The sequence below is a fragment of the Streptomyces sp. NPDC111656 genome, assembly GCF_055656965.1.
Window position 1 is genome coordinate 1,092,812 of the sequence record NZ_JBVKCA010000001.1, and the last position, 14,472, is coordinate 1,107,283.

Below are 14,472 nucleotides of genomic sequence, written 5' to 3' on the forward strand. Positions count from 1 at the left end.
CTGCTGATTTGTTGATTCAGGTGGAGGCGTGAGAGACGTGTCAGGGCGGGCGAAGGTCGATGACGCGCCGGAGCGGCTCGTGCGGGCCGCCATCGGTCTGCTGGCCGAACAGGGTCCGTCGGCCGTCAAGGCGCGCTCGGTGGCGTCCGCGAGCGGACTGTCGACGATGGTGGTCTACAGCCACTTCGGTGGGATCCCCGAACTGATGCGAGCCGTTGCCGACCACGGGTTCAAGGAGCTCGGCAGTGCGTTTGCCCAGGTGCCGGTGACAGACGACCCGATTGCGGAACTCTTTGCCATGGCCTTGACCTGTCGTCGAGTGGCCCGCGAGAACCCGCACTTGTACGACCTGATGTTCGGGCTGTCCACGCGTGCGACATACCGGCCACTGTCGGAGGCGGACCTTCGTCTGAGCGGGCATTCGCCGGCCTTCCGAGACGCCCACGCCCATGTTCTCGCAACGTGTCAACGGCTCGTGGGTTCCGGCAGGGTCGAGCGGCAGGTACCCGAGGTCATAGCTGCCCAGCTGTGGAGTCTGGTGCATGGCTACATCACTCTCGAGTTGGCCGAGCACTTCGTCGAGTTCGAGGACGCGGTGGTGCAGGTGCTGCTGCCGATGGGCGTGAACTTCTCGGTCGGTCTGGGCGACCGGCGAGAACGCGCCGAGGCCTCGCACGAGGCGGGGGCGCGCCTGTACGACTCGATCGTTCAAGGCCGGTGAGAATCCGGGTGCCGGGCGCCGCCGCGTGCGCGGTTAGGACGACCTGGCTTCCGTGGTGGAGGCATCGGTGCCCGGCGTGACTTGGTCATGCCTCCCCAGCGCCGCGACCTCACGTTCGAGGGACGGAACCGCCCGGGCCGCGAAGCGCCTCGCCCAGGGCCACGCCAGCGGCGAGTTCATCGCCGCCTTCGCCCAGTTGGCCACGACGACCGCGCGCGGGACGTACACACGGCTGCGTCGGCGTACGAGCCCGTCGACGATCGCGGCAGCCGCCCGGTCGGCGCTCGTGGTGACGTTGCCCGGATAGGGCAGCCGTCGACGCAGGCCCTGGAACGAGGGGAGGTCCGCCTCGGCGCCCCGGACGAGGTCCGTGTCGATCCAGGAGGGGTGTACCAGGCCGACCGTGACCCCGAGATGCGCCACCTCCTGGCGGTAGGTCAGAGCGAGCAGCTCGGCCGCGGCCTTGCTCGCGCCGTACGACGCCATCGCGGCCAGCGGCATGAACGACAGCGCCGAGGCCACGACCAGCACGTGGCCTCGGCTGCGCTCCAGATGGGGCGTCGCGTACTTGAGGGTGCGGAACACGCCGTTCAGATTGATGTCCATGACCCGTTCGAACGATGCCTCGTCCGTCTGTCGCACCGTCCCGTACGCCACGACGCCGGCATTGGCGACGACGAGGTCGATGCCGTCCATGATCTCCGCGGCGTCATCGATCGCCGACCGCAGGGCGGCGCCGTCGCGCACGTCGGCCTCGCGCCAGGAAGCGGTGGGGCCCAGATCGCGGGCGAGGTCACGGAGCCGATCGGGCTCCAGTCCGATCAGGGTCACCCGAGCGCCCCGGGAGGCGGCAAGGCGCGCGACCTTCTCGCCGATGCCCCGTGCCGCGCCGGTGACAACCAGTTTTCTGCCCACCAAGTCACGTTTCATGGCGGCAACATAACTTCGTTATTAGCAGAACGCAAGACCGTGGTACGCATCGGCCGCGCGCGTCGCAACTGCTGGGTCTCACGACTGGACGAACCTATGCTGGCTGTCATGAGGCGGACATCCTTTGCACAGTGGCCTTGCTCGATCGCGCGGACCATGGACTTGCTCGGTGACTGGTGGACGCCATTGGTGCTGCGTGAGGCGTTCTACGGGATCCGGCGGTTCGACGCGTTCCAGGAGTCGCTGGGGATCGCCCGCAACACGCTGACGGACCGGCTGCGCCGACTGGTGGAGGAGGGGCTGCTGGAGAAGCGGCCGTACCAGACGGAGCCGGTCCGGTTCGACTATGTGCTCACAGAGATGGGGCGCGACTTCTACGGCGTGCTGCTGGTGATGAACCGGTGGGGAGACCTCTGGCTGGCCGGTGAAGCGGGACCGCCGGTGTCCATGCACCACGATGTGTGCGGGCAGGAGACCCATGCCGAGGTGGTGTGCGCCGCCTGCGGCGAGCCGATGACCGCGGACAACACCCGCCCCCGGATGGGCCCCGGCTATCCACCGCATCTGGCCGAGCGGCCGGATGTGCGGGAGCGCTTCGCGGACTGACTCGGTAGTTCCGCGGTGCCTGTGTGCACCCTTGACAAGCAAGTCTATCTACGCAACTTTACTGGTCAGTACCTCATGTGAGGGTTCTCGGTAGGGGCAGGGAGGCCGCAGGATCATGGAGTGGACAGGCGCGCGCTATGCGGACAGGCCGACAGTTGAGGTCCACACGTGGATCGCCGCCCCGCCGACACAGGTGTGGACGCTGGTCTCCGACATCGAGCTGATGCCGCGTATGAGCTCCGAGCTGCAGTCGGTGGAATGGCTGGACGGCCGCAGCGGCCCCGCGCTGGGAGCCCGATTCATCGGCCGAAGCAAGCATGACGCGTTGGGGGAGTGGGCCACCACGTCCCACGTCGTCGAGTACGAGCCGACGACGGTGCTCGCCTGGGCGGTCGAGGATCCGCGGCACCCGACGGCAATCTGGCGGTTCACGTTGGAGCCACAGGACGGCGGCACTCTGCTGCGGGAATGGATGCAGATGGGACCGGCGCGTTCAGGCCTCTCCTTCGCCATCGATCGCATGCCGGACAAGGAGCAGAAGATCGTCTTCGTACGGATGCGGGAGTTCGAGGCCAACATGGCGGTCACGCTCGAAGAGATCAAGAAGCTGGCCGAGAGTGCCCAGACCTCGAGCGAGGCGGGTCTCTGATGCGTACCTCCACCACGATCGAAGCCTCCGGGGGCGACTGGCGGGAGATCGTCGACTACGTGACCGAGGCGGAGAAACTCGGTCTGGACATCTGTTGGGTGGCGGAGGCGTGGGGCTCCGAGGCGCCCTCGCCGCTGGGCTACCTCGCCGCGAAGACCGAGCGCCTGCTTCTCGGATCGGGAATCATCCAGCTCGGCACCCGTACGCCGATGGCCATCGCCCGCGCCGCGATCACGCTGTCGCAGATCTCCCAGGGGCGCTTCCTCCTCGGATTGGGCCCCTCAGGACCGCAGGTGATCGAAGGACTGCACGGCGTGCCCTTCGACCGGCCGCTGTCACGGATGCGCGAGACCGTCGCGATCGTGCGACAGGCAGCCTCCGGGGAAAAGGTCTCCTACGCAGGGCGGGAGTTCCAGATCCCGCTGCCGGGCGAGGCGAAACCCATGCGTCTGTCGATGCGTGCCGAGTACGACATCCCCGTCTACCTCGCGACCCTCTCGCCGAAGATGCTGCAGCTGACCGGTGAGATCGCCGACGGCTGGCTGGGCACTAGTTTCGTACCCGAGGGCGCCAAGGAGGCCTACTTCGACCACCTGGACCAGGGCCTGGCCGCCGCCGGTCGCACCCGCTCCGACCTCGACATCTGCCAGGGTGCCGAGGTTGCCTTCGCGGAGGACGAGGGCGCGTTGCGCGCGATGGTGGCCGGACGCAAGAAGGAGCTGGCCTTCAGCCTCGGCGGCATGGGCTCAGCGAGCACCAACTTCTACAACAACGCCTACAGCCGCCAGGGATGGGCCGAGGTGGCGTCCGACGTCCGGACGCGTTGGCAGGCCGGGGACCGGGACGGCGCGGCCGGTCTGGTCACCGACGAGATGGTGCTGGCGACCACGCTGATCGGAACCGAGGGCATGGTGCGCGAGCGGCTGCGGGTGTGGCGCGACGCCGGTGTCGACACCGTTCGGTTCTATCCGGCCGGGGAGACCCTGGATGCCCGGCTCACCACTCTGGGTCGGGCCATCGACCTGGTCCGCGACATTGAAGGCGAGGCCGCACGGTAGCGCCGGGCCATGGCGGCCGAGGAGGGCCGCTACGCACCGGCCCCCGTCCACGAAGCCCCGGTTCAGTTCAACTGCGGGCGTTGACGCCGTCGGCGGCCAGGCCCGAGATCAGCAGGGTGATCGCACGGAACGTCCTGGTCAGGGCGGCTTCCCGGTCCGCCGCGGCGGCGATGATCTGATTGCCCTCGCACAGGGCGGACAACAGTAGTCGGGCGACCGTGGCGACGGGCACGTCCGGTTGCAGATCACCGCGTTCGGCCAGAACGGTCAGCAGCCGTTCGATCGGCGGCTGGGCGACGGTGTCATTGATGTGCCGGTACTGCTGCCCCAGGACCGAGGGTGCCTGCGCCATCAGCTCACGATGCAGGGGGTCGTCGAGGGTTCGCCGTAGGAAGGCGTGCGTGAGGTTGGACACGGCGGTCATGGCGGGCTGGTCCGGCGTGGCACGGACCGCCTCGGACGTCGCGTCGCCCAGGGTTCCGACCTGCTCGATCAGCTCCGTGTAGAGCTCGGCGAACATCGCCTTCTTGTCGGGGAAGTGGTGGTAGAAGGTGCCCTTGCTCACCAGCGCCGCCCCGGTGATGGCCTCGACCGACGTGCCCGCGAACCCGTTGTCGACGAACAGTCTGCACGCGGCCGCCACCAGGTCCGCCCGGGTCTGCTCCGCGTACATCTGTCGTCGGTTTGGCCCTCTCATCCGCTCCGCCCACTCGCCCGGCGAGTTGGCGTTCGGGTCGCGTGAGGAGCACGAAATGATCTGCCGCGTCGGCGTCCTCCGCATCGACGCATGGCACACCGGCATCCCCATGGCCGACGGTGTCTCCTGGCGGAGGGGGCATGCCCCGAGCTGTCCTGGGAACCGATGGAGTCACGTGCCTGCTCCCATAGAGGTCCGTCCGGCACGGATGGTGACGACGTCGCGTGGGATGTCGCCGACATCATCTCGGGGATGCTGGGCCGATGTCGCTGAGGGCGGCGTTGATCAGTGATTCTGCGATGCCTCGTGCGCAGGCGCCGGTGTGGCCGCTGTTGAGCGCGGTGCCGCGTGCGGCCGCGCCGTCGAAGAGCAGCGCCAGTTGCTCACCCAGGGTCTCCGGTTCGGCGGCCCCGGCCTGCCGTGCGATGTCCGTGAGGCGGCTGGCGAACTCCTTCTTGTACGCCGCGGCCAGCTGACGGGCGGAGTGCCCGGGGTCGGACACCTCGACGCTGACGTTCAGGAATGGGCACCCCCGGAACGGAGCGGTGGTTTCCGGCGGCTTCCAGTCGAAGACGGCGAGAAGCTGCTCACGCGGGCTCGGTGCCGGCCGGTCGGGCGACGGGGGGACCGGTAGGAGATCGTCCACCAGGGACTGCAGATATGCCCCGACGAGCTCGTCCTTGCTGGGGAAATGCGCGTAGAGCGTGCGCTTCGACACTTCGGCGACGGTCGACAGCTGATCCATCCCCGTCGCGTTGATCCCCTGAGCCGTGAACAGCTCGGTCGCCGCCCTGAGGATCCGCTCCCGGGCGCCACGCCCGCGACGCCGGCGTATGGGATGAGTTTCGGTCACAGGCTTAAGGATACCGATCGTTTTACATAGGCCGATGGGCCAGCTACGGTACTCCTAAGTACACCGATCGTCTTACTTAACCAAACCTCCGCATCGCGCCGCACGCGGATGGGTGGTTCGTCGGCGTCGCATCCGTCCCTGGCGCGCTCGGCGACCCCGACCGCCCCCGCAGGGCCATCGTCCTGACCGGCGGCTCACCCGCCACCACCCGTCCCGACGATCGATGCGAGATCAGCACCAAGGAGACCTGATGCGTTACACGACCTTCGGACGACGGACAGGACTGCGCGTTTCCGAGTACGCACTTGGCACGGGGAACTTCGGCACCGGCTGGGGTGCCGGTGCGGAGCCGGACGAGTCGCGCCGGATGTTCGACAGGTTCGCCGAGGCCGGCGGTACGTTTCTCGATACCGCGGACGGCTACCAGTTCGGCGAGTCGGAGGAACTGGTGGGGAAGTTCATCGCCGCCGACCGGGACCACTTCGTCCTGGCCACCAAGTTCACCAACGGGGCCGCTCCGCGACCCGGTATCTCCAGGACGGGCAACAGCCGTAAGAACATGGTCGCTTCGCTGGAGGCGAGCCTGAAGCGACTCGGCACCGACTACATCGACCTGTACTGGGTCCACTTCCCCGACGACCTCACGCCCATGGAGGAGATCCTGCGCGGGCTGGACGACCTGGTCAGCTCCGGCAAGATCCTCCACGCCGCCCTGTCCAACTTCCCCGCATGGCGTGTCTCCCGCGCCGCCACTCTTGCGGACCTGAAGAACTGGGCACCGGTCGCGGGCATCCAGATCGAGTACAGCCTCGTCGAAAGGACCGCCGACCGCGAACTGCTGCCGATGGCCGAGAGCCTGGGACTGGGCGCGGCCCTGTGGTCCCCGCTCGGTGGTGGGTTGCTCACCGGCAAGTACCGCGGCAGCAGCGAGGGGAGGCTGACCGATCTCAAGGCGGTCATCCACACCGAGAGCACCGAACAGAAGACCGCCGTCGTCGACTCCGTCCTGGCCGTCGCCGAGGAAACCGGCGTGACGCCCGCCCAGGTGGCGGTGGCCTGGGTCCGTGAGCGTGCCGCCCAGGCGTCCACCTCGTTCGTCCCGATCATCGGCCCGCGCAACCTCGCGCAGCTCGACGACTACCTGGGCGCCCTGGACGTGCAACTCTCACCGAAGCAGCTGGCCCGCCTGTCCGACGTCAGCGCAGTCCCTCTCGGCGTGCCTCACGAGGCGATCGCCGGCGTCCGTGACGCCGTCCAGGGCGGTGACGCCGCTCTCATCACCCAGCCCGCCGTGCCCGCGGCCTGAGTCGCGGATCCTGCCGCCGGTGGCCCCGGGCCGTTGACGCCGCCTTGCGTTCCGTATCACGCGCACGGTCCGGGGCGGAACCGTCCGCCGGGGCCACTGCTGGTCCTGCCCTGCCGTCACGGCCCCATCGTGTCGATCGATTTCCGCCAGGAACCGATAGTGCGTCGACGCGCGGCCATCTCGCCCACCGGTTCTGCGGTCCGCCGCCGAACCGACCACTGGCAGCGTGGGGCCTCGCCCCCGCCTCCCGCGAACTCCCCCGGCTGGCGCAGGGCGTCGGCGACCGTGGCACCGGCCTGTCGGCGACTCACCAGGCGAAGAAGAGAGACCGCGATGTGGCATTTCGATCAGTGTCGGTGGCACCCTCGCGCCGCACGACCACCATGAGAGGGAAGCCATGAAAGGGCGTGACAGCTCGGCCGAGCGGCGCGAGGAGGGCAAGAGCCGTCAGGTGGACGCGGTGACAACGCGCGTCTTCGACGTGCTGGGCAAGCGCTGGAGCGGTCCGCTCCTCGTCGTGCTCCTCGCCGGTCCCGCGCACTTCGCCGAGTTGCGCCGTGCTGTTCCCGGCATCAGCGAGCGAATACTCTCCGATCGGCTGGCCCACCTGGCGGCGGCGGGTCTGGTTGTGCGCGAGGTGAGGGAAGGGCCGCCACTTCGGGTGCGGTACCACCTGACGCAGGCCGGAGTGGCGATCCGCCCGGCCCTGGAGGAGCTCCGTGGCTGGGCACTGGCCCACCTCGGCGATCCTGCTGGGGGCGGCCCTCCCTGACCATGTACCGAGGCAAGGGAGTCCCAGGATTCGCCAGGCTTCGGTCGGGCTGAGTTCCGCCGTGAACCATGCCAGGGTCGTGCTGTAGAGGCGGCCTTCCTCGTGCCGGGTCCAGGGCCAGTCGCATCCCCACAGCACCCGCTTGCCGCCTCCGGTACTCAGCAGGTCTCGCAGCATCGCTGTGGCCGCCTGCGGCGCCGAACGATAGGGTGCGGCCGCCTTCACCCACACATGCTGCGCGTTCAGTAGCCGGGAGAGCGCGGCGGAGCCCGGGTAGGACAGCGACGAGACCACCGGTAGCCCCAGATGATCGACGACCACCGCGTCGGGCCGGCGAAGCAGCCGCGGCTCCAGCTCCTCCCGCTGTCGCTGATGGGCCTGCACTTCCAAGTGCAGGCCAGGGGCGGCGAGTTCGTGGGCGAGTCGCCGCCAGAGCGGCTCACCCGGCGGGGGTACCGGGCGGCTGATCAGGTTGAGGCGGATCCAGCACACGCCCGCCTCCACGAGCCGGTCGAGTTCTTCTCCCGGCGTGTGGGAGTCGATGACGGCCACGCCGCGGAGGCGTTCCGGTGTCTTGCCGAGGGCGTCCATCAGGTAGGAGTCGTCCGATCCGAGGAAGCTCGGCTGCACCAGAACCCCGGCCGCGAGGTCATGAGCGTCCAGCAGCGACAGGTAGGCGTCCGCCGTGGCGTCGTAGTCCGGGGTGTACCGCCGCTGATGCGCCAGCCGCAGACCGCGCGTGAGTACGGTCTGCCCATGTCGGGGTCGGTTTGCACGTCGAAAGTCGACGCTGATCGAACTCGCCCCGGTGATGATGTCGTTGGGCAGCTTGACGTAGGTGTCGGTGCCGCTGCGATGGGGCGGGTGGGCTCGCGCTGCGACAACGCCGTCTCCGAGGCGTTCAACAGCGTGCTGCCGGTGGAGACGTCCACCGGCAGCACTTTCGCGCCCGGGCCGAGGCCCGGATCAGGATCGGCACGTGGATCGCGGACCTCTATGACACCCCGCGGAATGCATAGCGTGTGCGGTTTCGCCAACCCGGCGCCGTTCGCACGGCAGAGCCGCGCCGAGCAGGATGGACAGAGCGGGATCAGGCCGGATCGACGAATAGGTCGAGCGCGAGATCACCCTCAAAGCCGGCAGGGCTGTAGACGGACAGGTCGGTGACGCCTTCGGCCGACAGGACCTCATCGTCGATGAACAGGTTGGCGGTGCACTTCCGCGCGTCACGGGTGAGGATGGCGTACGCGGCGTCAGCCATGACCTGCGGACTGCGGGCCTGCCCGGCGCCGCCGACCACGTTGCGTACGGCGGCTGTGTCGATCAGGGTTCGCGGCCACAACGAGTTGGCGGCGATGCCGTCGTCGGCGAGCTCCTCGGCGAGCCCGATGGTGCACAGACTCATACCGTACTTCGACAGCGTGTAACCGAGATGCTTCCCCACCCAGTACGGCGCGAGGTTCAGCGGCGGGGAGAGCGTGAGGATGTGCGGGTTTTCCGACTCGCGCAGGTGCGGGATCGCGGCCTTGCTCAGCAGGAACGTGCCACGCGTGTTGATGTCCTGCATCAGGTCGTACCGCTTCATCTCCAGCTGCTCCGACGACGACAGGTCGATCGCGCTGGCGTTGTTCACCACGATGTCGATGCCACCGAAGGCGGACACCGCCGCGTGGACGGCGGTGAGCACATCGTCCTCGTTTCGGACGTCACCGACGACGGCCAGCCCCTTGCCGCCCGCGCGCTCCACCTCTTCGACCGCGGTGTGCACCGTGCCTTCGAGCTTCGGGTGCGGCACGGCGGTCTTGGCGAGCATCACCACGTTCGCACCGTCGCGGGCCGCGCGCAGGGCGATGGCGAGCCCGATCCCGCGGCTGCCTCCCGACATCAGGACAGTCCTGCCGGCCAGCATCCGTGTCATGGTCGAACCTCCAAAATTGATCGTGGAGCGAATGATACGTGATGCTAATGATACGGTCCGCGCATGACTTTCACTCCCACACGCCAGAGCGACCGGCTGTACCACGAGCTCCTGGCACCCAAAGAGACACAGTCCGTTCGGGCTGCCGTGCGCCGGATCGCGGAGCGCGAAGTGGCTCCGCACGCCACGGCGATCGCGGGAGGCGACGAGCGCACGGACGGCTTCCCCCGGCAGGTGTTCGACGCGCTCGCATCGGCGGGGGTCTTCCGGACTCCCTTCCCCGGCGAGGTCGGCGGCGACGGTCTGACCCACCCGGCTACCGCCACCGCCGCGGCCATCGAGGAACTGGCCTACTACTCCAGCAGCGTCGCGGCCGTCTTCGACGTGCACTGCATCCTGGCGGGCAACGCTCTGCGGCAGGGCACCGAGGAGCAGCAGCAGCGATGGCTGCGAAAGGTCGCGGAGGGCTCGGTGGTCGGCGCGTTCGCCACCACCGAGCCGGATGCCTCCAGCGACCTGTCCCCGCAGGCGGTTCGGACCGAGGCCATACGCACCGAGGTCGGCTGGGTGCTGAACGGCCACAAGCGGTGGATCTCCAACTCGCCCGTCGCCGGGTTCGTGGTGGTTCTCGCCCGGACCGGCACACGGCTGAGCATGTTCATCGTCGACACGGCACTTCCGGGCGTGGAAGTCGGCCTTGCCGACCGCAAGATGGGCAACCGCGGTCAGCTCACCGCGGACATCCGCTTCACGGATGTGCACCTGTCCGACGACGACCTCCTCGGTGGCTCCGAGGGGCACGGGCTGCGCCACGCGCTGTCCACTCTGACCTACGGCCGGATCGGCATCGCGGCCGCCGGGGTCGGCATGGCGCAGGCCGCCTTCGACCACACCGTGGCCCACCTGTCGACGAGGCACGCCTTCGGCAAGCCGGTGGCCGCCAACCAGCACTGGCAGTTCCTCCTCGCCGAACGGGCCACCGAGATCGACAACGCCCGTACGCTCTGCACCAAGGCCGCCCTGCGCCTGGACGCCGGCAACCCGTCCCCGGAACCCGAGGCCGCGATGGCGAAGTACTACGCCACCAAGCTGTCGGTGGACATGGCACGCGACGCCGTCCAGGCCTTCGGAGGCCTCGGCTTCGCGCGCGAACTGGGTGCCGACGGCAGCCCCGGTCCCGTTGAGGCGATCTACCGGGACAGCAAGATCGGCGAGATCTACGAGGGCACCAATGAGATCCAGAAATGGGTCATTGCCCGGCAGATCTTCGGCCGGAACATCGTCGGCTGACGGCTCTGCACGTACCGCACATACCCTGCGCCGCGAGCCCCGCTTCTGTGCATGGAGATCCCTTCCGCGGTTCGGCCGCCCCGGGCTCTCTCGTACGATGGAACCGGATCATACGTAGGACTAACCATGGGCGGGATAAATGATGTCCGAGGCTCCGCTGGTACCGGGGACGGTGGCCGAACACACGGTCTGCCTGCTGGTCAAACTCGGGCAGGTGGCATTCAGGATCGCCGAGGTCGGCATCAGCGGTACCGGCCTGCGAGTGCGGCACTACAGCGTCCTGCAGGCCTTGGCGGACAACGGGGCCATGCCGCAGCTGGCGCTCGGCACGTTCCTGCGCATCGACCCGGCGACAATGGTGACGAGTCTTGACGACCTGGAGCGGGCAGGATTTGCCGAGCGGACACGCGATCCGCAGGACCGACGTCGGTACGCCGTCGATATCACCGAAGACGGGCGCAAGGTCCTGGCCGACCTCAACCGCACACTCGTCGGTCTCGACGGCGAAATCCTCGCCGACCTGGGCACCACTGAACGACACTCGCTTCATGTCCTGCTGGGCAGCCTCGCCGAGAGTCCCGCTTTCACCTCGATGTTCGACGCCGTCCGGGAGCAGAGCGGCGCGAAAAAGGCTTAACAACAAGAAAAGCTGCTGGACATGGGGCTGGCCGGTTGAGGAGCAGGGGTGGTGAGGGATGTGATGGTTTCTGAGGAGTCCTCCGGCTCCGATGCTGATGGGGATGTTCGTGAACTTCGGCGGGATCGTCGTCGGGACGGCCACGTTCGCGTCGGAGGGGTGCCCTTGCCGAATACCTCATCCATGCTGGTCAGGCGGTATGTCGGTACTTGTGGAGCGTGCCACCGGGCCGCGCTCGTCATCGAATGTCCAGATGGGTGATCCGGTTCGAGTCCTCGATCGGGGCGGGCGGCGGGTGGAGGGGGGCGGGCGTTGGCGAGTGTCTGGTGCGGCCTGCGCTCGTTGTGGAACCTCTCGAACTCGCGTAGTGCGTGGAGCAGGTGGTGCTGGTTCCGGATCAGGGTGCGGTCCAGCAGCTCGCGCCGACAGGGGTCTGCACCCACCGTTCCATGATCGAGTTCATGCGAGGCATCCGTACTCCGCTGAGTACTGCCTCGATCCCCGCATCGTTGAGGACGGCGTCGAACAGGGCGGGAAACTTCCCGTCCCGGTCCCCTATCAGCAACCTGGCCCGGCAGCCGGCGTCTTCGAGGTCCATGACAAGGTTCTTCGCGGCTTGCGTCACCCACCCGCCGGTGGGGTGCGCGGTGGCGCCGAGGATCCGGATCCGGCGGCTGGCGTGCTCGATCACCGCGAACACATCCATGCGTGCCCCGGACAGGGTGATCGTTTCCAGGAAGCTGCTCCGACGGAGAATCCGCTCCTGGCCAGGACCGACCCCTCACTGGTCGCCACGGCGCACCTGGTGCGCTCCGCGAACGTGGTGGCTCGCGCGGCAGGGCTGCTCGGCGATGGCGAACCCGCCCGGCACTACGCCGAGTTGGCGGCGCGGGTCCGGGCGGCCTTTTCCGGGGAGTACGTCACCGCGGGCGGCCGAGTGCTCGGCGACACGCCGACCGCGTACGCGCTGGCGCTGGAGTGGGCGCTACTGTCCACCGAGGAACAGCGCCACCGCGCCGGCCGGAACCTGGCGGACCTGGTCCGCGGGGCCGGTTTCCGGATCGCGACCGGCTTCGTCGGCACCCGCTGATGGCCGACGCACTCACCGCCGCCGGCGAGGTCGATGCGGCGTACCGGCTGCTCCTGCAAACCGGCTGCCCGTCCTGGCTCTACCCGGTCACCATGGGCGCCACCACCGTCTGGGAACGCTGGGACAGCATCCTGCCCGACGGCAGCGTCAACCCAGGCGAGGTGACCTCCTTCAACCACTACGCGCTCGGCGCTGTCGCCGACTGGCTGCACCGCACCGTCGCAGGACTCGCCCCCGCCGCCTCTGGATACCGGAAGCTGCTCGTCCGTCCGCTGCCCGGCCGCGCCCTCACCTCCGCGTCGGCCCGCCACCTGACCCCGTACGGCGAGGCCGCCGTGTCCTGGCAGCGCTCCACGGCAGATTCACCCTGCGGGCGGTGATGCCGGTGGGCAGCACCGCCACCGTGCACATCCCGGGACAGGAACCGGTCCAGGTCGGACACGGTACATATGCCTGGGAGGCCGACGACCCGTACGCGACGCCGACGGAACTCCCCGCCGAGCCGACCGTCCGCGACACGCTCGACGCCGAGGAGATCTGGACGCGTGTCGTCGCCGTCTCGGTCGAGGCCGGTGCGGCGGACGACGAGGCTTCAGCGGCCGACTGCCTCGCGCGCGTCCTCAACGAGCCCGCCGCGAGGGCAGCAGACGCGTTCACCGTTCTCGATGGCGGTCCGGGCGCGGACGACCTCCGACGCCGCCTGGCCGCTTTACTACTCACCGCCAACCACAGCTCCTGGGCAGACATCGACAACTGGTTGCCCCGCAAGACCTGAGCGCGGCTCGGTAAGAGGAAAGGCGCTGCTGGACGGCATGGGCCGTGGCCGAACGCGTCGCTCCCGCTTCGTGGGCGACGACTGCGGAGTAGGTGCTCGACCTGCCTGGCAGACCGTTGCCCGGCGGTGTTGGATTCGGCCGTGGCGGCGAGCCGGCCGCCGCTGCTGGGGGTCCACCCGAATCGAGACCCGCGCCGACTTGCACGTCAGTGACGATCAAGCGCTGCTCCCGTCTCGGCCGATGCTGCGTCGTCGGGTCACCAGCGCTCCGGTGGTTCGGTGTCGTGCCGCAGGGGTCGTTGGTAGGACAGGTCGGTCGTGTCGCGGGTTCCTTTGACGAAGCCCTGCTTGGTGAAGAAGGAGGACCGCAGGAGGGAGGCGTCGGCGGTGAGGGCGAGTTCGACGGTGGAGCGGCGTGCCGCGATCCGCCAGGCGCCGTCGCGGCGTTCGAGTCGGTCGAGGTAGCGGCCGCTCATCAGCTGTGCGGTCTTTCCGTCGTGGTGGAGCAGGCCAACCAGTACGTAGCTCTCGCAGTGGGCGGTGTCGCCGTCGATCTCGCAGGTGTGGGTGGTGATGTTGTGCGTGTGGAGCTGGGCGCTGGCGGCGTGCACGGCGTTCGCCCAGTCCGCGTACTGGGGGCCGGGGTTGACGCTGTGCCCGTGTTCGTCGATGCCGTCGGTGTGGTAGGCGGCGGTGAGCAGGTCGCTGTCGTGGCGGTCGTGGCCGCGCGCGTGCTGGGCGACGCAGTCCAGGATGGCGGTGCGGTCCATCAGATACCGCACGTTCCGCTCCAGTTGGGCGAGTCGGCTCGAGCCCGAGTCCGCTGTTTCGTTGGGTGCAGTGCCACTTTGCCGGGGGCTGGCGTCGCCCGAGTCGGCGGGGCGAGTGCTGGTGTCTTCGTTGTCTTTGGTGGTCATGCCGTGGGTGTCCGTTCGCCGTCGCCGAAGTGTCGTGCCGTCGGCGGTGTGGGCCGGTAGGTCCCGGTCGTAGGGGCTGGTGTCACGGCGGTGCGGGCCGCCTCGGCAGCGCGCGGAGTCGGTAGACCACCGTGCGGGTGCCGAGGTAGCGGTCCTCCTTCTCAGGCGACTGCTTCCCCGCCGACCAGGGTGGTGCGGCGCATGAGCCTTAGCGACGTCGGCCGGTAGGGAGGGTGCGATGCGGCATTCCGGA

Annotated in this window: 16 protein-coding genes and 2 pseudogenes; 11 read left to right on the forward strand and 7 right to left on the reverse strand. The window is 68.6% G+C overall.

Annotated features, from left to right (window positions below; all coding sequences use genetic code 11):
- The first annotated feature begins 37 nt into the window (after positions 1-37).
- Positions 38-721, forward strand: a complete 684-nt coding sequence (locus ACZ7M3_RS05025; RefSeq protein WP_472060806.1) for a TetR/AcrR family transcriptional regulator — start codon at positions 38-40, stop codon at positions 719-721.
- A 33-nt stretch (positions 722-754) separates the two neighbouring features.
- Here ACZ7M3_RS05025 and ACZ7M3_RS05030 read toward each other — a convergent pair whose 3' ends face one another.
- A complete protein-coding gene (locus ACZ7M3_RS05030) occupies positions 755-1,651 on the reverse strand; it encodes an SDR family oxidoreductase (RefSeq protein ID WP_472060808.1) in 897 nt (298 codons plus the stop codon).
- Between the two features lie 156 nt (positions 1,652-1,807).
- On the opposite strand from ACZ7M3_RS05030, the gene ACZ7M3_RS05035 reads away from it, so the two are divergent.
- The 3 genes from ACZ7M3_RS05035 to ACZ7M3_RS05045 all read left to right on the forward strand — a co-directional run bounded on the left by ACZ7M3_RS05035 (position 1,808) and on the right by ACZ7M3_RS05045 (position 3,964).
- Complete coding sequence (locus tag ACZ7M3_RS05035) at positions 1,808-2,257, forward strand: winged helix-turn-helix transcriptional regulator (protein ID WP_472060810.1); 450 nt, start codon at positions 1,808-1,810, stop codon at positions 2,255-2,257.
- A gap of 115 nt (positions 2,258-2,372) precedes the next feature.
- Complete coding sequence (locus ACZ7M3_RS05040; protein ID WP_472060812.1) at positions 2,373-2,906, forward strand: SRPBCC family protein; 534 nt, start codon at positions 2,373-2,375, stop codon at positions 2,904-2,906.
- Complete coding sequence (locus ACZ7M3_RS05045; RefSeq protein WP_472060813.1) at positions 2,906-3,964, forward strand: LLM class flavin-dependent oxidoreductase; 1,059 nt, start codon at positions 2,906-2,908, stop codon at positions 3,962-3,964. The genes ACZ7M3_RS05040 and ACZ7M3_RS05045 overlap by 1 nt, the downstream gene beginning before the upstream one ends.
- 67 nt (positions 3,965-4,031) lie before the next feature.
- Here the strand turns inward: ACZ7M3_RS05045 and ACZ7M3_RS05050 are convergent, their stop codons facing one another.
- Together ACZ7M3_RS05050 and ACZ7M3_RS05055 are read right to left on the reverse strand one after the other, a co-directional pair.
- Positions 4,032-4,637 (reverse strand): TetR/AcrR family transcriptional regulator, encoded by a 606-nt coding sequence (locus ACZ7M3_RS05050; RefSeq protein ID WP_472060815.1) that lies wholly within the window; start codon positions 4,635-4,637, stop codon positions 4,032-4,034.
- Between the two features lie 265 nt (positions 4,638-4,902).
- Entirely contained in the window at positions 4,903-5,514 is a 612-nt protein-coding gene (locus ACZ7M3_RS05055) for a TetR/AcrR family transcriptional regulator (protein ID WP_472060817.1), read from the reverse strand.
- A 250-nt stretch (positions 5,515-5,764) separates the two neighbouring features.
- On the opposite strand from ACZ7M3_RS05055, the gene ACZ7M3_RS05060 reads away from it, so the two are divergent.
- Together ACZ7M3_RS05060 and ACZ7M3_RS05065 are read left to right on the forward strand one after the other, a co-directional pair.
- On the forward strand, positions 5,765-6,820 hold the full coding sequence (locus ACZ7M3_RS05060; RefSeq protein ID WP_472060819.1) for an aldo/keto reductase: 1,056 nt from the start codon (positions 5,765-5,767) through the stop codon (positions 6,818-6,820).
- 397 nt (positions 6,821-7,217) lie between these two features.
- The gene (locus ACZ7M3_RS05065) at positions 7,218-7,592 is read left to right on the forward strand and encodes a winged helix-turn-helix transcriptional regulator (protein ID WP_472060821.1); all 375 of its coding nucleotides are present in this window, start codon (positions 7,218-7,220) and stop codon (positions 7,590-7,592) included.
- A gap of 36 nt (positions 7,593-7,628) precedes the next feature.
- On the opposite strand, the pseudogene ACZ7M3_RS05070 reads toward ACZ7M3_RS05065, so the two are convergent.
- Together ACZ7M3_RS05070 and ACZ7M3_RS05075 are read right to left on the reverse strand one after the other, a co-directional pair.
- Positions 7,629-8,420 (reverse strand): annotated as a pseudogene (locus ACZ7M3_RS05070) (amidohydrolase family protein); the annotation flags it as partial.
- Between the two features lie 262 nt (positions 8,421-8,682).
- Positions 8,683-9,510, reverse strand: a complete 828-nt coding sequence (locus ACZ7M3_RS05075) for an SDR family oxidoreductase (RefSeq protein ID WP_472060823.1) — start codon at positions 9,508-9,510, stop codon at positions 8,683-8,685.
- Between the two features lie 63 nt (positions 9,511-9,573).
- On the opposite strand from ACZ7M3_RS05075, the gene ACZ7M3_RS05080 reads away from it, so the two are divergent.
- Positions 9,574-10,800 (forward strand): acyl-CoA dehydrogenase family protein, encoded by a 1,227-nt coding sequence (locus ACZ7M3_RS05080; RefSeq protein ID WP_472060825.1) that lies wholly within the window; start codon positions 9,574-9,576, stop codon positions 10,798-10,800.
- 172 nt (positions 10,801-10,972) lie between these two features.
- Entirely contained in the window at positions 10,973-11,437 is a 465-nt protein-coding gene (locus ACZ7M3_RS05085) for a MarR family winged helix-turn-helix transcriptional regulator (RefSeq protein ID WP_355312109.1), read from the forward strand.
- A gap of 397 nt (positions 11,438-11,834) precedes the next feature.
- Here the strand turns inward: ACZ7M3_RS05085 and ACZ7M3_RS05090 are convergent, their stop codons facing one another.
- Positions 11,835-12,128, reverse strand: a complete 294-nt coding sequence (locus tag ACZ7M3_RS05090; RefSeq protein ID WP_472060827.1) for a hypothetical protein — start codon at positions 12,126-12,128, stop codon at positions 11,835-11,837.
- A gap of 114 nt (positions 12,129-12,242) precedes the next feature.
- Here ACZ7M3_RS05090 and ACZ7M3_RS05095 point away from each other — a divergent pair.
- From ACZ7M3_RS05095 to ACZ7M3_RS05105, 3 genes and pseudogenes are all read left to right on the forward strand, one after another.
- Positions 12,243-12,688, forward strand: a pseudogene (locus ACZ7M3_RS05095) (alpha-L-rhamnosidase-related protein); the annotation flags it as partial.
- The gene (locus tag ACZ7M3_RS05100; RefSeq protein WP_472061043.1) at positions 12,689-12,907 is read left to right on the forward strand and encodes an alpha-L-rhamnosidase C-terminal domain-containing protein; all 219 of its coding nucleotides are present in this window, start codon (positions 12,689-12,691) and stop codon (positions 12,905-12,907) included. It begins immediately after the preceding pseudogene.
- Positions 12,908-12,912: 5 nt separating this feature from the next.
- Entirely contained in the window at positions 12,913-13,302 is a 390-nt protein-coding gene (locus tag ACZ7M3_RS05105; RefSeq protein ID WP_472060829.1) for a hypothetical protein, read from the forward strand.
- A 257-nt stretch (positions 13,303-13,559) separates the two neighbouring features.
- Here ACZ7M3_RS05105 and ACZ7M3_RS05110 read toward each other — a convergent pair whose 3' ends face one another.
- A complete protein-coding gene (locus ACZ7M3_RS05110; RefSeq protein WP_472060831.1) occupies positions 13,560-14,219 on the reverse strand; it encodes a nuclear transport factor 2 family protein in 660 nt (219 codons plus the stop codon).
- Positions 14,220-14,472 lie beyond the last annotated feature (253 nt).